We start from the raw sequence: 17,855 nt of genomic DNA, 5'->3' as shown, positions 1-17,855 counted from the left end.
CGCCCTGACCGGCGTCGCCTTCCTGTCCCCCGACCTGGACGCCACCGTCGCCGCCGTCCGCGCCGCGGGCGGCCCCATCGGCGACCCCAAACCCGCCGTCCAGGGCGGCCGCATAGCCAGCGTGTGGCACGGTCACCTGAACTGGGGCATCGCCTTCATGGAGCCCAAGCCCCGCAATTGACCGGTCACGACATTTTCGGCCGGAATCCCGAAATGACCTATACACCAACCGATTCAGATGGTCGGGAATGTCGTACCACCCTGCCATGATCGCGGAGCACTTGCTTCAACGATCCTGGGGGAGAAATTCTCTATGCATCTGTCTCGTAAGGCCGCCGCCGGTGCGGTGGCCTCCGCCGCCGCCGCGCTGATGAGCACCGGTATGGGAACGGCGCACGCCGACTACGACTACTACGGCTCCTTCGCCGTCGCCGACCGGGGCGACCAGTGGTCCATCGGCTACGCCTACAACGCGCCCGACCAGGGCCGCGCCGACGCCGACGCCATGGACGAGTGCGGCTACTCCAACTGTGTGGTGGCGCTGCGCTGGAACAACGGCTGCGCCGCCCTCGTGGACCGCGACGGCCGCCTGTACACCGGCCTGGGCAACAACCTGGCCGCCGCCGAGCGCAATGCTCTCGCGGCCAGCGGCCCGGACCCGAACCCCCTGATGGTGAGCCTGGGCAGCGCGGATCCCTCCCAGGCCAGCGTCCTCATCTCGAAGTGCACCGCCTGATCTCGAAGTGCACCGCCTCATCTCGAAGTGCACCGCCTGATCCGGGCAGGCACTTCCTGATCCGCCCGCCGGACACGCGCTGAACGGCGTGAACGCGGGCGTGCGGGTGGGGTGGTTCCCCTTTCGTCCACTCCACCCGCACGCCGCGCGCCCCATCCGCGCGAACATCGGTAGGCTCGGGTCCCGTGAGCCTGCCTGCACCCACCGCCGACAATCGTGCCGTCGTCACCGGAGCCTCCTCCGGGATCGGCACCGCCCTCGCCGAAGAGCTTGCCTCGCGGGGCTACTCGCTGATCCTCGTCGCCCGCCGCGGCGACCTGCTGGCCGAGCTGGCACAGCGGCTGACCGAGCGGTACGGCATCACCGCCGAGGTGCGCGCGGTGGACCTGTCCGACCGCGATCAGCGCGCGCCGCTGGCCAAGGAGCTGGCCGCGCGGGACATCGCCATCCTCTGCAACAACGCCGGTGTCTCCACCTTCGGCCCGCTCGCCAAGCTGGACCTGGACTACGAGCGCGACATCATGGAACTGAATGCCGTTGCCGTGCACGATCTCACGCTGGCCGTGCTGCCGGGCATGCTGGAGCGCCGGGCGGGCGGCATCCTCGTCACCGGGTCGGCGGCGGGCAATATGCCGATTCCGAACAACACCACCTACTCCGCGAGCAAGGCGTTCGTGAACACCTTCTCCGAGTCGCTACGCGGTGAGCTCAAGGGCACCGGCATCAATGTCACCCTGCTGGCTCCCGGCCCGGTCCGTACCGACAACCCGGACCAGGAGGAGATGGGCAACAAGATCCCGGAGTTCATCTGGGTCACCGCCGCCCACACCGCCAAGATCACCATCGACGCGCTCGCCCGCAACAAGATGCGCGTGGTCCCGGGCCTGATCAGCAAGGGTATGAGCCTGGCCGGGCAGTTCGGCCCGCGCTCGATCACCTCGGTGGTGGCCGGCGCCGCCTACAAGAAGCTCGGCAGCTGATCAGCAAACCGTCAAGATCGGCGGGACGCTCGTAAAGGGGACGTTGCCGGACATTTCCGGACCCCGTTATCGGGCGTAGTCCTGGTGTCGGCCCCGCATGAGAGAAAGCGGGGGGCTCTCACCAGGAGACGTCTTGACGCTGCTCGAGATCTTCCCGTCGCTGCGTGACGGGGGCATGGTTCCCCGGCTCGATCCGGCGGTCTGGCCACGCGAAACCCACTACGACGCCGACGGGCGCATCACCGTCGGCGGCGTGGCGCTGGCCGACATCGCCGATCAGTACGGCACGCCGACGTATGTGCTCGACGAGGGCGAGGTGCGCACCCGCTGTCAGGCCTACCGCACTCGGTTCCCCGACGCCGAGATCATCTATGCGGGCAAGGCGCTGCTCACCCGCGCGGTAGCCGAATGGATCACCGACGAGGGGCTGTCGCTGGACGTGTGCTCGGCCGGGGAACTGGCGGTGGCACTGTCCAGCTGGGCCGACCCGGAGCGGATCGTGCTGCACGGCAACGGGAAACCCTTCGCCGAGCTGGAGACGGCCGTGAACTGCCGGGTCGGGCGCATCGTGATCGACTCGCTCACCGAGATCACGCTGCTCTCGGCGCTGGCCGAGCGGCCGCAGCGGGTGCTGCTGCGCGTCACCCCCGATATCGACATCGACGGACATCCGGCGGTCCGCACCGGCGTCACCGATCAGAAGTTCGGTTTCCCGATCGGCGGGCGGGCGGTGATGGAGGCGGTGGATCGCATTGTGCGGCAACCGAATTTGACCCTGGCCGGGCTGCACTGCCATATCGGGTCGCAGATCTACAACACCTTCCCCTATGGCGAGGCGGTGCGGCGCATGATCGCCGAAATGGCCCGCATCCGCGACGAATTCGGCGTCACCCTGACCGACCTGGACCTCGGCGGCGGGCACGCGGTGGCCTACCGCAGCGGCGACGCCGAGATGAACCTGGCCGAACTGGCGGACATCATCGAGGATTCGCTGGACGCGGCCTGCGCCCGGCACGGCTTCCCACGGCCCCGCATCGCCCTCGAGCCCGGCCGCGCCATCGTGGCACGGGCGGGCGTCACGCTGTACCGCGTGCTGTCGGTCAAACACGTCGAGCACGGCCACACCTACGTGACCGTGGACGGCGGTATGAGCGACAACCCGCGGGTCGCCCTCTACGGCGCGCGCTACGACGCCGTGGTCGCCAACCGGCATCCCACCGGCCCGCACATGACCGCCACCATCGCCGGACGCTACTGCGAGGCGGGCGACATCCTGGCCCGCGACGTCCGGCTGCCGGCCGACCTGCGGCCCGGCGAGGTGCTGGCCATGCCGTGCACCGGGGCTTACCACCACAGCCTGGCCTCGTCCTACAACGGCGTCGGCCGCCCGCCGATCGTCGCGGTCCGCGACGGCGGGTGCCGGGAGCTGGTCCGCCGCGAAACCATCGACGATCTGCTCAGCCGCGATATCGGGCGCTGAGCCGAGCTACCGTTTCCGGGTGCCGAAGATGCTGCGGCTGATCTCGCGCCCGGCGACGGTGGCCGCCGACCGCAGGAAGTTCTTGAAGGCGGGATTCTTGACGATCTTCTCGGCCATCGAATCCTCCTGCGGGGCGGGCCTGGCCGAGCGCGAGCTCTTGGCCGCCGCCTCGTCGGCCTGCCGCTGCGCGGTCGCGTGAATCTTCGCGGTCAGGATCTCGTAGGCCGATTCCGCGTCGATGGTGGTCCCGTACTTGCCGTACAGCGTGGACTGCTGTGCGCGGGAACGGATTCCGTCGTCCCCGATGGTGTCCATGAGCGAGCGCGGCGGCTGCATGCGTGCCCAGGCGACCGGTGTGGGCGCGCCCTTCTCCGACAGCACCGTCACCACGGCCTCACCGATACCCAGTGAGGTGAGCGCCTTTTCGAGATCATAGGTGGCGGTCTTGGGATAGGTGCGCACCGTCTTCGACAGTGCCGCTTGATCTTCCGGCGTGAACGCCCGCAGCGCGTGCTGGATGCGCGCACCCAGCTGCGAGAGCACCGGATTCGGGATGTCGGTGGGCAGCTGCGTGCAGAAGAAGACGCCGACGCCCTTGGAGCGGATCAGCTTCACCGTCTGCTCCACCTGGTTCAGGAACGCCTTGGAGGCGTCGTTGAACAGCAGGTGCGCCTCGTCGAAGATGAACACCAGCTTGGGCTTGTCCATATCGCCGACCTCGGGCAGCGTCTGGAACAGGTTGGCCAGCACCCACATCAGGAAGGTCGAGAACATCTGCGGCCGGGCGGCCTGCGCACCCAGCTCGAACAGGGTGATGACGCCCTGTCCGCCCGCGGTGCGCATGAGATCGGCGGGCTCCAGCTCGGGCTCGCCGAAGAAGGTGTCGCCGCCGTCGGCCTCCAGATTCACCAGTGCACGCAGGATCACACCCGCGGTCTGCGCGGAGACGCCGCCGATGCCCTTGAGATCTTCCTTACCCTCCGGGCTGGTGAGGTATTGGATGACCGCGCGCAGATCCTTCAGATCCAGCAGCGCCAAGCCGTTCTGGTCGGACCAGTGGAAGATCAGGCCGAGGGTGGATTCCTGGGTTTCGTTGAGCCCCAGCGCCTTACTGAGCAGGATCGGGCCGAACGAGGTGATGGTGGCGCGAATCGGCACGCCGATCCCCCCGGTGCCGAGGGAGACGAACTCGCACGGGAAGCCCTGCGGCCTCCAGTCCGGATCGCCGGTCTCCCGGGCGCGGGCCAGCAGCTTGTCGTTCGCCTGTCCGTGCTGCGCCAGACCCGACAGGTCGCCCTTGATATCGGCCAGCACCACCGGCACGCCCGCCGCCGAGAGCTGCTCGGCGATGCCCTGCACGGTCTTGGTCTTACCGGTACCGGTGGCACCCGCGACCAGTCCGTGGCGGTTCATGGTCTTCATCGGAATCCGCACCCGCGCATCGGGATGCACGGTGTCGCCGACGATCACGGTGCCCAGCTCCAGCGCCAGACCCTCCATGGCGTATCCCGCCGCGATCTCCTGTGCGGCGGCCTCGTCCTCGGCGGCCTGATCAGATTCAGCGGCAGCGGTTTTCGCCTTGCCGTTGCCCCCCGGAGCCGTCTCAGCGGCCTTGGCCGCCGCCTCCTGATCGGCGGCTTCCTTTTCCGCGACCTCGGCGGCGGCCGCCGCCTCCGCCGCGATCCGCGCCGCCTCCTCCGCCGCCTTCCGTGCCGCCGCTGCCTTCTCCTGCGGGGTGGTCATCGCGCATCCTCCGTCTGCTCTGCCAACTGCGACTGCCCTGTGAACTACTGCCCTCGGAACTGCCCAACCAACATGCCGACCGCTCGTTATGCGGGACTGGTGTGAACGATACTGCCCGGTCGGGCGGCCGAGCGGGCTCGACGCGGCCGGGCCTCCGGGTCGCGGAACGCCGAAGCGTTAGTGTTTGGCGGGTGGACAAGTACGTGGTGTGGATGGACTGCGAGATGACCGGCCTACAGCTCGACAGCGACAAGCTGATCGAGGTGGCCGCACTCGTGACCGACAGTGACCTCAATATCCTCGGCGACGGCGTGGACATCGTGATCCACGCCGACGACGACGCGCTGGCCGCCATGCCGCCGGTGGTGGCCGAGATGCACGCCCGCTCCGGGCTCACCGAGGAGGTCCGCCGCTCCACCGTCTCCGTCGCCGAGGCCGAGCAGCAGATCCTCGACTACATCAAGCAGTACGTCCCCACCGCGCGCACGGTCCCGCTGGCCGGCAACTCCATCGCCACCGACCGCGGCTTCATCGCCCGCGACATGCCGGCCCTCGACACCCACCTGCACTACCGCATGATCGACGTCAGCTCCATCAAGGAACTGGCCCGCCGCTGGTACCCGCGCATCTACTTCGGCCAGCCCGAGAAGGGCCTCGCCCACCGCGCCCTCGCCGACATCAAGGAATCCATCCGCGAGCTCGAGTACTACCGCCGCACCGCCTTCGTCCCCTCCCCCGGCCCCTCCACCGCCGAGATCGCCGCCGTGGCCGCCGAACTCTCCTCCCCCGGAGCAACCGCTCCCGAGGCTGGCTAAACCCCATCTGAACAGCCGATTAGGTACTCGTCGTGGCGACACGTTAATATCTACCGCGCCGGAAGTTACGGCAATGGTGGCTGTAGTTCAGCTGGTAGAGCACCAGGTTGTGATCCTGGGTGTCGCGGGTTCGAGTCCCGTCAGCCACCCCTAAAGGCCCAGGCCGGAGAGATTTCTCCCGCCTGGGCCTCTTGCTTATTTGACGTCTTTCCAACTTCTCACCAACTTCTGAGCGCATTTCTTCCAACTCCTCACGCGACGTAGGCGTTGAGCACGTCGCGGTTGTCGGGGACGTCGCGGGGCTTCTCCACGTAATGCTCGGCGGTCACTCGCGACCCAAGAACGTGGTTCAACTGGAGCCCGGCGGCGTCGATGCCCTTCTCTTCGGCCGTGGCCGTCGCTACCCGCTTTCGGTAGGACCGCAGATTGATGTGCGCGTACTCGGTTCCGCGTGCGGCCCGGAACGTCCGGTTGAAGTTGTTCGGGTTCTTGACCTTCCCGTTCCGGTTCACGAAGATCAGGCCCTCGCTCGGCCGCCCGGCCTCCTCCCAGCGGCGGCGCAGGATCTGCACCATGTACCAGGGCACGCGCACCCGGTACGGCTTCTTGCCCACCTTCAGCCACTCCTGCCGGAAGCAGCCCTGTCCCTTCACCGTGACAACCGTCCCCGAGATCGTTAGCCACACCTCCGGGCAGCTGTCGGGCCCGATGGTCGGCCACTTCTTCGCGTCGAAGTCGATGCCTTCGACCTCCTCCCACAGGAACGCGAACACCTCGTGAGGGCGGACACCACCGGCACCGGCCGTGCAGTCGCACACGTCCAGGATCTCCTGGGAGTCTCGACGCGGGCCGTGCTTATAGGCGGGAGTACCCGGGATCTCCTCGCCGCGGCCCCACTTCTCGACCGTCTCGCGCATGGCCTGCAAGGTGGTCCACGCCTCGGCCTTGACGGACTTCTTCTTGCTGCGCATCGTGCGCTTGGAGACTCCGCTCATGGGGTTCGTGCCCGTGAGCGCGCCGTGGCGGATACACAGGTCCAGCGTCTCCCGCAGGATCGTGGCCTGCCACCGCGCCTTCCGCTTGTGCCCCAGCTTGCTGATCGACTTCAGGTAGTTGTCCACCACGGCCGTGTCGATCTCGCGAATCCGGTAGTTCCCCAGTGAGGGCCGGATCTTGATCGCATCGGGATCGGCCCGCTTGTCGTCGGACTTGTCGATCTGCCGCTCGTACCCGTCGATGGTCTGCTGCGCCATGGTCTCATCGAGCTTCAGCTCATCCAGCCACATATCCAGCGCAGTGCTGAAACGTGTATTCGGCGTCAGCAGACCCTCTTTCGCGGCCTTCGCAGGCGCCTGCCGCACTTCCAGAATGTCCTTGAGCTTCGCCCGCGCCTTGGGTTCGGTTGTGTCCCAGCAGTCCACAGGACGACTGACCCCATCGGTATCCCGATACTTCGTCCAGGCCCGGCACTTCTTCGGCCCAGCCCTGTCCGGATACTTCTTACTGCTGATCGTGCCCCACTGACCGATCTTGAGTTCAACGCTCGGCACGGCTGCCTCCTTCACTGCTGAAGTAGCGCCCGCTCCCACTCGTCGTAATCGGCAACCGGGTAGCGAGCGCATCCACCGATATGGATGCATCGCGGCCCCTTCGGCGGCTTCTCCGCCGCCCAATTCCGAAGGGTCTTCTCCGACAGCTGAAGTCGCGTCGCAACTTGCAGCCGGGTTAGATACGCGATTTCGGTGGACATGACGAATCTCCTTGTGAGGGCGAGTGGGGACAAGAGCCTGACAGTTCGCCAGACGGTAACTGGCACGTCAGGGATCGATCAGCGCACGCTCCCACGCGAAGTAGTCCTCGGCCGGATACCGGACTCGCCCACCGACGACCCGAATACACCTCGGCCCCTTGCCAATCGACGCCCAGTTGGCCAGCGTCTTCGGCGCCAGTTTCAACCGGTGCGCCACTTGCGCCCGAGTCAGATACGTCTCCGTGGTGGACATAGTCGAACCTCCTTGCCGACGCCCGAGATTTCAAGATCACCAGCGTGCCCAACGAGAGCCGAGTTGAGCTGGGATCAGAGTCGTCTCGCCTGCTCGCGGAGGCACAGATCTTCTGGAATACGCGAAATTCGCGCCATCAGGGCTGCCAACACAGACCCTGGCTATCAGTTCGACGACGTTCCGACTCGGCGGTTCGTATCGAGTGAAAGCCAGAGTATTCCGCGGTTCACCGTCGGGCAATACACCACGCGATCTGCGACGAATGTTGTCATCGCACAGCGCGATCCACCGGCGGATCTTCGAACTCAGCTTTGGAACTGCTAGCCGATCACCCGATACAACGGCGGACGAAAACGAGCCGGGCGCTGTTCGGACAGCAGTTCCCGTAGGGCCTGGGTCGCAGATGGATCGACAGCCTGGACCAGCTCGGCGATACGACGCACAGTGATCGCATCGACCCCACGACCGCGTGCCACATCCACGTAGCGGTCGATGATGCCGAGCGACTCGCTGTTCGGTAAGCGGATCTCGGCACGTTCACCGGCCGCACGCCTGCGTTCGATATCGAGCTCACTTCGGCCGTCACGGCGATCGCGCAGCAGCTGTTCGCCTTGATCGAGGCTCGTCGTCGACATCAGAGGCGCCGCAAGGGAAGACTGTGTCAACGCTGCGGCATCGACCTCGTACACCCGTGCCGCGTCGTCGCCGATCTCGATCAGTGCGTCTCGCTGAGTTTCGACGACACCTCGCCAACCGTCCGCGGCTGCCGCGAGAAGAGCGGTCGCTTCCGAAGGGTGCCAGGACCAGATCCCCGCGAACGGCGCGGCGTCGGACGGTGTCAGCTCGGAGATCTGACGACCACCGAGCTGATCGATTCGCGCATGCACCTCAGCCGGTGACAACTCACCGTCGAGGCCCGGACCGGCGATCAGGACACGTGTAGGCATTCCCGATCGCCTCGCCGCGGCGAGGGCGAGCGAGTCAGCCAGCGGACTGCGCAGCGTCGTCTCATGGCCTTCGGCGATGATGTCGCCACCCACGTCGACAACTACAAGCTCGTCAGCGCCGAATTCCATTGCCGCACGCAGTATCAACTCGGCCATACCGACTGCACCGCCTTCGGCTTCCAGCAGCAGCAAAGGCAGATCAAGGCATCCTGCCAGCGGCGGCAGGGTCGAAGAGCCCCTCCTGAGCGCAGCCGCATGCGGGATCTCGGCCACGCCGCCGCGATCGACCAGGCCAGTGAAATCGTCCCGGGTTCGTGGCCCCGGCGTGGGATCGATCATGAACCGGTCCCACGAATAGCTCATGATCGCAACGACTCCCAGATCAGGAATCGCGGCTGCGAGCATGGCGGCGGTAATCGCGTCCCCGCCGCCACCGGCGGCAATGGCAAGCGCAGTACTCATGAGACCCGGCACCTGTCCAGTCATCCGTATAGTGGCCAGTGGCATATGGTAGTTGACGGAGGTGGCCAGTTTGCCCGAGATCCAAGAGGTGCTGCCGAAGTACAAACAGATCTTCGGCTACCTCAAAGACCAGATCATCCGAGGCGATCTGCCGCCGGGGGCCGAGGTCCCGTCAGAACGCGAGCTCGCTGCTACTTGGAATGTCGCCAGGCCGACGGCCGCCAAGGCACTGCAGGCTCTGCGGCAAGACGGCCTCGTCGAATCGCGCCAAGGCTCAGGAACTTTCGTGCGTGAGCCACACGCGGCCCCCAGGGCTCGCGAACGCCTCGAGCGAGCCGCGGCGCTGGGTACGGCCTACTCCGATTCCGAGACTGTCGATTTCCCGTTCGTCGGCATCGTCGATGGCCCTGAGGAGGTGACCGACGCTCTCGGCTTGCCGCGGCACAGCCGAGTGATCAAGCGTCAGCGCATCATCAGCAGCGATACCAGCGGCCCGATCGAGTTCTCGACGTCGTGGTTCTCGGCGGAGTTGTCCACGGCGGCACCGCGTCTGCTGCTCACTGAACGCGTCGGCCACGGCACCCTCGGCTACCTCGCCCAGGCCGCGGGTATCCGGGCCGCCTATGCACGTGATCGCGGCTGTTCCCGATTCGCGTCCGAGGACGAGCGCGCCGCACTCGAACTACCGAACCCCTCCCCCGTACTGGTGTACCGGCTGGTCGCCTTCGACTCGACCGATGTTGCGATCCAGTTCGACGAAGCTGTCTACCCGCCAGAACGCTGGGCGTTCAAGCAGGAATACACGATCGACCTGTAGCCGACGTGTACGACCGTCGGCCCATCACCGCCAATCTCTTCCACAAGTGGTCTATGCCACTTAAGATTCAGTGGCATAGACCACTATCGACAGGTTGCGGCGAGGGGCCCCGATGGCTTTGACCGAACCGGAGGCGAAAGTGCTGGGTGCGCTTTCGTTCCCGAACCCACAGCAAGCGCTCACCGTGCGGCAACTCAGCCACGAGACCGCGCTCCCCGAAACAACGATCCGGCGTGCGTTGCTGCGATTGGTGCGGACCGGCTTGGCCGTCACCACACGGCAGGGGCCCGCACGGTGGCGATCCAGCGATCGCGGACGCCTCACGATCCTCAGTCCGCAGTACAAGGAGTACACGCCGCTGTCGAAATGGGTGCCGACCCGGGCCGAGTCCGCGCCGTGAACCCGGAACCCTATCCACCACCGGTCACCGCCGCGCGACTCAGCCGAACCGCCCTCGATCATGTGGATGTGTGCCACCCGCAGTACCCGCGGATCCACAACTACCTGCTCGGCGGGAAAGACAACTACGAAGTCGATCGGGCATTCGTGACGTCGCTGGCGCTGGCGTTTCCGGCGATCAAGACTGCTGCCTGGGCGTCGCGGCGGTTTCTGCTCGACATCGTCGACAACCTCGCCAGGCAGGGACTGAACCAATTCTGGGAGCTCGGCGCAGGGATGCCATTTCCCTGGAGTGTCGATCAGGCTGCACAGCAGGTGAATCCAAATGCACGTGTGTTGTACGTCGACCGCGACGCGGTCACCGCGGCGCACTATCGCGCCACAGCCGAAACGGACCACGTCCGATTCCTGCACGCCGACGTCCGGGAAACCGAGCAGCTGATCGCCGCCGCCCACGAAATGGACCTGGACATCGTTGGCACAGTCCTCCGCTTCACCGAACCGATCGTCGTGTCCTGCTGCGGCCTGCTCGAGCTGATCGCCGACCCCGCACCGATCCTGCGAACGCTGGCCGCGAGCTTGCCCCCCGGATCATTTGTGGTAACCACGCATCTTGTAACCGATGCCGCAGGTGAGCAATCGAGAGCCCTGGTCGACGCTCATGCCTGTGGCCGTCTCGAATTTCATCCACGGTCAGCAGACGAAGTGCGTGCGCTGTTCGACGGGTGCGGTCACATCACTTACGACGAGATGCTCACCTCGCCCATCACGGGCACATTCGAACCGCATTCCCTGGCACTGGTAGTCGAATGCGGCGGCCTTACAGCGGGCCGGACGCCGTAAGAGGCTGTGACTCACGTCTACGCCATCGTCAGCGATCCATGCACTCCGCTGCGCTCGCCACCACTATCCGCGCCCTAGCCAATACATAGCAATGTCGTCGCCACACCCAATTCTCCATTGCTGTTGCAGTATTCCCGCGAGTTCCCGCTACTTCCCCGAAAAGCCTTGAGCCAGTATACACCTCATGCACTATTGTGAAATTTCGGCCACAACCATTTCCTGCGTGCATGTTTCGGTCTTACCTTTGATCTTGTGATGACCATCCACGCGATCCACGCGGGCGATGGCTACACCTACCTCACACGGCAGGTCGCCACCGGCGACCGCACGCGTGCCGCCGACAAATCCTTCACCGATTACTACACAGCAACCGGCGCTCCCCCGGGCCGATGGTTCGGTCGTGGAGCCGAGATTCTCGGTGTGACCGGCGACGTCTCGCAGGATCAAATGCGCGCCTTGTACGGCGAAGGAAACCACCCGGACGCGGACCGGATCATCGTCGACGCTGTGGCCGCCGGAGCGACTGCCCGCCAGGCCCTCACCGCCGCATCGCTGGGAAGCGGAACCCATGCGCGCGGCCAAGGAACGACCGCGATCCAAGCCATCTACGAGCGCGACAAGACCACCCTGCTTGCCGAGTTGGGCCGCCCACTCACCCAGCATGAATGGGTAGATTTGCGGGTCAACGCGGCACGCCAGCACCTCACCGAGGATCTCGGTCGCGAGCCGTCGGACGTCGAGATCGGCGAGGCATTGGCCGCTGAGAAGCAGCGCCGAGCCCGGGCGGTCGCCGGCTTCGACTGTGTGTTCACCCCGCAGAAATCGGTGTCGATCCTGTGGGGATTAGGCGACGACACTGTGTGCGCGCAGATCGCGCAATGCCATCGTGAGGCGGTCGAAGAGACCCTCGAGCGGATGCAGTCGGAGTTCGCGCTCGCCCGTCGCGGCGCGGGCGGTGTGCGTCAGATCGACGCCGACGGAATGACATTCGCGCTCTATGACCACTTCGACAACCGCACCGGTGATCCCAACCTCCACACCCATGCCGTGGTGTCCGCGCGGGTGCTGGGCGCTGACGGGAAATGGTGCGCCCTGGATGCGCGATCGCTGTATGCGGCAACGGTTTCCCTGTCGTGCCAGTACAACGCCGCGATCACCGGCAAGCTGAAAAGGCGACTCGGGTTGCGGTTCGAACCCCGCTACCGCAACGGGCTGGGCAAGGCACCGGTTTACGAGATCGCCGACGTCCCCGAGACCCTGATCACCCACTTCAGTCGCCGCCCGAACATCGTGCGCGCCACCGAGAAACTCGTCGCCGGCTACCGCGCCAAGCACGGCCGCAACCCCAGCAAAACCATCCAGATCCGCCTCGCCCAAGCCGCGACCCTTGCCACCCGTGGCGCCAAGCCGCTCCCCCGGGCATTGCGCGAAATGGTCGCCGAATGGGCCGCCGACACCGAGCGCTTCCTCGGCGACGGCCGCACCGCCGAGCAGTGGGTCGAGCACGTCATCGAGCTCTCCCGCGACTCGAATGCGTTGCGCGACTACGACGCCCAGCACGCTGCTCTCGCCGCCGCGATCGTGCTCGCCGCCCGCGTTCGCGAGCTGACGGATGCGACGCCGGGGCAGCGGGCAACCGCGGTGCGGGAAGCGCTGCAACGCTACGAGTTCATCGCCGAAAGCGACCGGGTTACCGCAGCCGAGGCGGTCGCGCTGCTATTGGATCCCGAACACGAAAACAATCTGCTCGACCTCGCCGAGCGGGTGGTCCGTCAGGTTGGGCGTGAGGTGTACGACCCACAGGCCATCGCCGCCGAGGTCGCCGAGACGGTGGCGCGACGGCGTGCGACATGGACCGAGGTGCACGTCCGCGCGGCCGCCGAAGACCGCGTCTCCGCATGCGATTTCGCCTCCGACACCGAGCAGGCCGCCGCGGTCGCGCAGATCGTTAACGCGGTGCTGGCCGACAGCATTCAACTGACCGTCGATCCTGAACCCGTCCCAAAAGCGTTGGCCCGCAACAGCGGGCATAGCGTGTTTTCCACCTGCGCTGCCACCAGCGTCCGCTTCACCAACCAAGCTGTCCTCGACACCGAAACCTCGCTCGTCGACGCCGCCAACACCCCCACCCCTGAGTTCATCACCGCCACCGCGGTAAAGGCCGCGGTCGCTGCGGTCGAAGTCGAGACCGGCCAAGCACTGAATGCCGGACAGCAACGGATCGTGCGACACCTGTGCACGTCTGGAACCCGCCTGGCGGTCGCGATCGGGCCCGCTGGCACCGGGAAGACCACCGCCATGCGCGCGGTCGCCCGCGCCTGGATCGACGACGGCCGAGAGGTACTGGCGCTGGCGCCACAGAAGTCCTCCGCCCGGGTACTCGGCGACGATATCGGTGTCCCCGCGCGAACGATCGAGTCCCTGCTCACCCGCGCCCGCAAGACCGGCGACCCCGGTATCGAGCCCGGCACCATGCTGCTGGTCGACGAAGCAGGCATGGCTGCCACCGCCGCCCTCGCCGAACTCCAAACCCTCGCCGACACACACGGAGCGGTAGTGCGATGGATCGGCGACCCTGCACAACTCTCCGCCGTGGAGGCCGGAGGATGCTTGCGCCTGGTCGCCAACGACACCCACGCGCCCGCGCTCGATACCGTGGTCCGATTCGCTGATCCGGACGAGGCGCAGGCGTCGCTGCGGGTGCGCGACGGCGACGCTCCCGGGGCCTGGCAGTTCTACGATTCCGCGGGCCGGATCGTATCCGGGATGGTCGACGAACTGCGCGAACAGATCCTCACCGCGCACCTGGCCGACCTCGACGCCGGAGTCTCGAGTCTGATGATGGCCGCCACCCTCGACGACGTCCATTCGCTCAACGGAGCCGCCCAAGCCGCCCACGCCCAAGCCGGACAGGTCGCCACCAACGGGCCCGGCGCAACACTGGCTGACGCGCACACCGCCTACGTCGGGGACATCGTGGTGACGCGCCGCAACACCAACCGGATCCGCATCACCGGCGGGCACCGGGCCGGAGATCCGATCGACAACGGCGAGCAATGGCGGGTCCGGAAAGTCCACGCGGACGGCTCCCTGACCCTTACCGGGATCACCCACCGCGGGCACATCGTGTTGCCCGCCCGCTACGTCACCGATAACACCGAGTTGGGTTATGCCAGTACGGTTCACCGGGCCCAAGGCATGACCGTCCAACGCGCTTATCTGCTCATGGGAGCCGCGTTGGGTCGTTCCTTGGCGTACGTCGGGCTCACTCGCGGCAGCGACTACAACGGCATCTTTCTGGCCACCTACACCCTGCCCGACCCCGCACTCGACCACACCCCTGACGAGCCACGCTCGGACTATGCGGTGTGGTGTCGCGAGCTCGCGCGCGAGGACGACAACATCACCGCCACCGAGATCCTGCGCCAGGAGCTGGCGGCCGCTGACGATCCGCAGCGGTTGCATGAGATCTACGACCACGCGCGCAGCCTGCTCGTGCACGACCGCATCGACACCCTGCTCGAGCACGCTCTGCCCGCCAGCTTGTATCAGCAGATCGTGGTGTCTCCGCACTACGAGACTCTGGTCGAAACCCTCGATCGCGCCGAGCAATCCGGCGTGGATCTGACGACTCTGATCGGGTTGGCGGCCACCGACCGATGGCGGGTCACCGCTGATCCGATCGAGGCCACTGACGATCCCGCCGCGGTCCTACGGTCGCGCGCCGACCGGCATATCGCCCGCCAGCTCGGGCTCCTCGCCACCGATGCCGAGGGGAAGTTCCTGGCAGTGCGGGATCTGCCCGCCCCGCAGTTGGCGGCAGTGCCGCCGCGGTTCGCGGGCATCGATGCCGAGCTCGCCGACTACACCAGCGACCTCTACACCCGCCTGACCGAACTCGACGAACCCGATCAAGCCGCCGAGCGGATGGCGGCGGTGAACGAGTTCGCCGACACCTTCGCCGCCCCGGACGAGGCGGAATTGCCCGAGCGGCTGGCGCGCATCCGTGCCGATTACGAGCACACCGCCCACGCCCTGGGCCGCGACTGGGCCCGCCACGAACTCGCCCAACACCTCCCGGCCGGGCTGCACCGCCACGTCGAGGACGGACCCGACTACGAGCACCTGCTCGACGTCATCGCCGCCTCCCACACCGCCGGCCTCGACACCCGCGAATTCCTCACCGCCATAACCCAAGCCACCCAGCCACCGCTGACCCGCGCGACCACCGCAGCCGCTGTGCTGGCCGCACGCGGGCAAGCCGTCCTCATCCAGAACCAACATGCCCGCACCGAAATCCCGCGCACCGAACCGACCCCGCTGCCACCCAACCACCCCGGTATCGACCACGCGCTAGCCGCCCACGCCACGCAACTACGCGAACAACTCCACGCCCTCGAACACCTCGAACTCGCCACCGAACTCCAGACCGACCCGCTGCGCGCACTCAACAGCAATGAGCTCGCCGACCGCATTCGCGCGCTGCATGCCACTCTCAACCGGCCCGATCCCGCACCGGCGACTGAGCTCGGTTCGGCGCAGGCAGCAGTCGAAGCCGAACACGCCCAGCTACACACCCAGGCCGGTCTCATCCGCGCCGCGATGACCGCCCAGGCCGCAGCCGACACCGCCGACGCCGAACTTGCCGCCACAACAACAGCTTTCAGAGAGGCCTCTCGCAAGCTCGATGCGCTACCCGCGTACCGCATCGGGTCCCGCCGCGACACCGAAACCGCACGCGACAACGCCCAGCACGCGCAGACCACAGCACGTGCGGCGGCCCAACAGGCCCGCCAGCACGCCGAAACCTCCCACGCCGACGCCGTGGCCACCGGAGCGGCCCCGCACCGCTGGCAGGCCATCCTCGACCGCGACGCCGACACCACCGGCAAACACGGCGAACTCGCCGCCGCCCGCCACACCGACATCCGCGCCGCCGACCTGCAAGCCCGCCAAGCCAAAGTCCGCACCACGACAAGCGCGCGGCTGGAGAAGGCGCTGGCCGAACGCGACCGCCGCCGCAACCTCACCCCCATCTGCGCCGCCGTCGAACAACGGCTACGCGACCAGCGCGCCACAACGCAGGCCGCCGCCGATTACGAGGTCAGCCGATCCTCGCGTGGCCACGAAAACGACTCTCCCACGGCTGGATACGATCTCGAGACCGAGACATAAGCAGTGCTGGTGGACCTGGCGGCTACGGATGACATCAGTCGAACACGACGAATCCAGGACCAGTCGCTCTGCCGATGTCAGACTCTGGATAATGGTGCGGATGAACGGATCTCGCATCCAGCCCGGGGTCGGCAGTGAGAGGTATTGCGTATAAGGCCAAAGTTCGCCCCACCTGATTTCTACCGGGCGAAGAATTCGTCCTCAGGAATACGGTCTCAGCCAGCAGGCGTCAGGTAGGTTTGATAGGAGGATTAGAGCGCCCGTTTCAGAACCCGCCCACAGTCCACAGTTGTACTGATTGCATCACCGGAACCGCAAGTATCGTGCAATCCGGACTGAAAACGACCGAACCATTGAGACCCCTTCCAGCCCCCGGGGCTAGCGACACATTCAGAGATGCGATCGGCTGCATTTGGGATGTGCTCCAGATGTCCACACCGAATCTTTCGAAGGCTCCCATGGCGAGCATGTCTCCATCGCGACTCATCGCCACGGCTCCGCCATTCGAAGTGAAGCTTTTAAGTCTGGTTTGTGTTCGCAGGTCCCACAGTTCGACTCCACCGTACGCCGAGTCACCCGTCGGATTCTTCAGCGGATCGCCGACGCTTACCGCCAGCATCGATCCGTTCTCGCTGACATCCATGTCGTCGATGGGTTTGGCCTGCTTACTTGCTTCGTCCTGAAATACGTCCAGGGTCGTGATCACCGATCCCGTTGTGGCGTCGATGAGAGTGATGATCGGATAGCTGCCCGCCCTGTCGAATTCACCGATCATACTCGCTACGGCAAGTAGCCTGCCGCTTCGATCAAATTTCATAACCCCGGGCGAAAATGGGGCCGTCACGGCCAGAGAACGCGGCTGCGTGTCGTGTGGACTCGACCAAATATCGAGGAAATCGCGCCGCGTGCTGTTCTCCGGAACAAAATATCTCGTGGCCGCCATCAGCTTTCCGTCGTGATTCAGCGCGATTTCATTGGGGTAGCGTCCGCACGCGCTGCTGACCTCTCGTTCTTCACCTGAAGAGCGCAGCCATATCCGCGGGCATAAACCGCTGTAGCCAGTGACCGTGGACGCATCCGAGCTCACGGCATACTTGGTAACTCCCTGCCAGTTCAAGTTGGTCGTCATCGTGCTGGTCCGCTCCTGAAGGTTCCAGACCTGTAGATCCAGTCCGTCGGCGTCGAAATACCCATTTCGTGCAACGAGTAGGGTCTTGGAATCCTCGCTGAACGCTACCTTTGTTTGCCTGGCGGGCTTCATGTCCGTGTATAACACTGCATGTAGTGAAATCGCGTCGGTGGAACCGCCCATCGATTTCCAAAATCCTGGGGCATTTTCGGAACGAGGTTCCGTCGACTTGTCCAGGCCGATGTATCCTGCGGCGGCCGTGAATGCACCGAGGCCGATACCGCCGACGATGAAGTTTCGCCGCGAATGGTCTCTTGCCGACATGA

General features: G+C 65.9%; 15 protein-coding genes and 1 tRNA gene. 10 read left to right on the top strand and 6 right to left on the bottom strand.

The window, feature by feature from the left end; translation table 11 throughout:
* From ACFXN1_RS46260 to lysA, 4 genes are all read left to right on the top strand, one after another.
* The coding region (locus ACFXN1_RS46260; RefSeq protein WP_379463975.1) for a hypothetical protein at window positions 1-181 on the top strand (181 nt) is incomplete at its 5' end.
* 132 nt (window positions 182-313) lie between these two features.
* Window positions 314-736 carry a DUF4189 domain-containing protein gene (locus ACFXN1_RS46255; protein WP_379436936.1) on the top strand — a complete coding sequence of 141 codons (423 nt, stop codon included), beginning with the start codon at window positions 314-316 and terminating at the stop codon, window positions 734-736.
* A 185-nt stretch (window positions 737-921) separates the two neighbouring features.
* Window positions 922-1,716 (top strand): mycolate reductase, encoded by a 795-nt coding sequence (cmrA, locus tag ACFXN1_RS46250; RefSeq protein WP_379436935.1) that lies wholly within the window; start codon window positions 922-924, stop codon window positions 1,714-1,716.
* Window positions 1,717-1,849: 133 nt separating this feature from the next.
* Window positions 1,850-3,196 carry a diaminopimelate decarboxylase gene (lysA, locus tag ACFXN1_RS46245; protein ID WP_379400908.1) on the top strand — a complete coding sequence of 449 codons (1,347 nt, stop codon included), beginning with the start codon at window positions 1,850-1,852 and terminating at the stop codon, window positions 3,194-3,196.
* A 6-nt stretch (window positions 3,197-3,202) separates the two neighbouring features.
* Here the strand turns inward: lysA and ACFXN1_RS46240 are convergent, their stop codons facing one another.
* Window positions 3,203-4,939: a helicase HerA-like domain-containing protein gene (locus ACFXN1_RS46240; RefSeq protein WP_379436933.1), complete on the bottom strand. Its 1,737-nt coding sequence runs from the start codon at window positions 4,937-4,939 to the stop codon at window positions 3,203-3,205.
* A 191-nt stretch (window positions 4,940-5,130) separates the two neighbouring features.
* On the opposite strand from ACFXN1_RS46240, the gene orn reads away from it, so the two are divergent.
* Window positions 5,131-5,754, top strand: coding sequence for an oligoribonuclease (orn, locus tag ACFXN1_RS46235; protein ID WP_379436931.1), 624 nt, complete (start codon window positions 5,131-5,133; stop codon window positions 5,752-5,754).
* 76 nt (window positions 5,755-5,830) lie between these two features.
* Window positions 5,831-5,903: transfer RNA gene (locus ACFXN1_RS46230), tRNA-His, on the top strand.
* A gap of 102 nt (window positions 5,904-6,005) precedes the next feature.
* Here the strand turns inward: ACFXN1_RS46230 and ACFXN1_RS46225 are convergent.
* The 4 genes from ACFXN1_RS46225 to ACFXN1_RS46210 form a co-directional block, all read right to left on the bottom strand.
* Entirely contained in the window at window positions 6,006-7,304 is a 1,299-nt protein-coding gene (locus ACFXN1_RS46225) for a hypothetical protein (RefSeq protein ID WP_379436930.1), read from the bottom strand.
* An 11-nt stretch (window positions 7,305-7,315) separates the two neighbouring features.
* Window positions 7,316-7,504, bottom strand: a complete 189-nt coding sequence (locus ACFXN1_RS46220) for a hypothetical protein (protein ID WP_379436928.1) — start codon at window positions 7,502-7,504, stop codon at window positions 7,316-7,318.
* Window positions 7,505-7,571: 67 nt separating this feature from the next.
* Window positions 7,572-7,757 carry a helix-turn-helix transcriptional regulator gene (locus ACFXN1_RS46215; RefSeq protein WP_379436927.1) on the bottom strand — a complete coding sequence of 62 codons (186 nt, stop codon included), beginning with the start codon at window positions 7,755-7,757 and terminating at the stop codon, window positions 7,572-7,574.
* A gap of 320 nt (window positions 7,758-8,077) precedes the next feature.
* On the bottom strand, window positions 8,078-9,166 hold the full coding sequence (locus tag ACFXN1_RS46210; RefSeq protein WP_379436925.1) for a DUF1152 domain-containing protein: 1,089 nt from the start codon (window positions 9,164-9,166) through the stop codon (window positions 8,078-8,080).
* 70 nt (window positions 9,167-9,236) lie between these two features.
* Here ACFXN1_RS46210 and ACFXN1_RS46205 point away from each other — a divergent pair, with 70 nt between their 5' ends.
* The 4 genes from ACFXN1_RS46205 to mobF all read left to right on the top strand — a co-directional run bounded on the left by ACFXN1_RS46205 (window position 9,237) and on the right by mobF (window position 16,400).
* The gene (locus ACFXN1_RS46205) at window positions 9,237-9,983 is read left to right on the top strand and encodes a GntR family transcriptional regulator (RefSeq protein WP_379436924.1); all 747 of its coding nucleotides are present in this window, start codon (window positions 9,237-9,239) and stop codon (window positions 9,981-9,983) included.
* Between the two features lie 112 nt (window positions 9,984-10,095).
* A complete protein-coding gene (locus ACFXN1_RS46200) occupies window positions 10,096-10,383 on the top strand; it encodes a helix-turn-helix domain-containing protein (protein WP_379436922.1) in 288 nt (95 codons plus the stop codon).
* Window positions 10,350-11,225: an SAM-dependent methyltransferase gene (locus ACFXN1_RS46195; protein WP_379436921.1), complete on the top strand. Its 876-nt coding sequence runs from the start codon at window positions 10,350-10,352 to the stop codon at window positions 11,223-11,225. The genes ACFXN1_RS46200 and ACFXN1_RS46195 overlap by 34 nt, the downstream gene beginning before the upstream one ends.
* Before the next feature lie 255 nt (window positions 11,226-11,480).
* Window positions 11,481-16,400, top strand: a complete 4,920-nt coding sequence (mobF, locus tag ACFXN1_RS46190; protein ID WP_379436919.1) for a MobF family relaxase — start codon at window positions 11,481-11,483, stop codon at window positions 16,398-16,400.
* Window positions 16,401-16,665: 265 nt separating this feature from the next.
* On the opposite strand, the gene ACFXN1_RS46185 is transcribed toward mobF, so the two are convergent.
* The gene (locus ACFXN1_RS46185) at window positions 16,666-17,853 is read right to left on the bottom strand and encodes a WD40 repeat domain-containing protein (protein ID WP_379436918.1); all 1,188 of its coding nucleotides are present in this window, start codon (window positions 17,851-17,853) and stop codon (window positions 16,666-16,668) included.
* Window positions 17,854-17,855: the final 2 nt, after the last annotated feature.

The organism is Nocardia sp. NPDC059154 (genome assembly GCF_042755705.1).
GTDB lineage: Bacteria > Actinomycetota > Actinomycetes > Mycobacteriales > Mycobacteriaceae > Nocardia.
This window is presented reverse-complemented; position numbering and strand designations above follow the sequence as displayed.

Excerpts from the sequence above, each read along its gene's own strand:
- ACFXN1_RS46255 (WP_379436936.1), top strand. The coding sequence starts at position 314 with ATGCATCTGTCTCGTAAGGCCGCCGCCGGTGCGGTGGCCTCCGCCGCC.
- ACFXN1_RS46240 (WP_379436933.1), bottom strand. The coding sequence starts at position 4,939 with ATGACCACCCCGCAGGAGAAGGCAGCGGCGGCACGGAAGGCGGCGGAG.
- ACFXN1_RS46220 (WP_379436928.1), bottom strand. The coding sequence starts at position 7,504 with ATGTCCACCGAAATCGCGTATCTAACCCGGCTGCAAGTTGCGACGCGA.
- ACFXN1_RS46215 (WP_379436927.1), bottom strand. The coding sequence starts at position 7,757 with ATGTCCACCACGGAGACGTATCTGACTCGGGCGCAAGTGGCGCACCGG.
- ACFXN1_RS46210 (WP_379436925.1), bottom strand. The coding sequence starts at position 9,166 with ATGAGTACTGCGCTTGCCATTGCCGCCGGTGGCGGCGGGGACGCGATT.
- ACFXN1_RS46200 (WP_379436922.1), top strand. The coding sequence starts at position 10,096 with ATGGCTTTGACCGAACCGGAGGCGAAAGTGCTGGGTGCGCTTTCGTTC.
- ACFXN1_RS46195 (WP_379436921.1), top strand. The coding sequence starts at position 10,350 with ATGGGTGCCGACCCGGGCCGAGTCCGCGCCGTGAACCCGGAACCCTAT.
- mobF (WP_379436919.1), top strand. The coding sequence starts at position 11,481 with ATGACCATCCACGCGATCCACGCGGGCGATGGCTACACCTACCTCACA.
- ACFXN1_RS46185 (WP_379436918.1), bottom strand. The coding sequence starts at position 17,853 with ATGTCGGCAAGAGACCATTCGCGGCGAAACTTCATCGTCGGCGGTATC.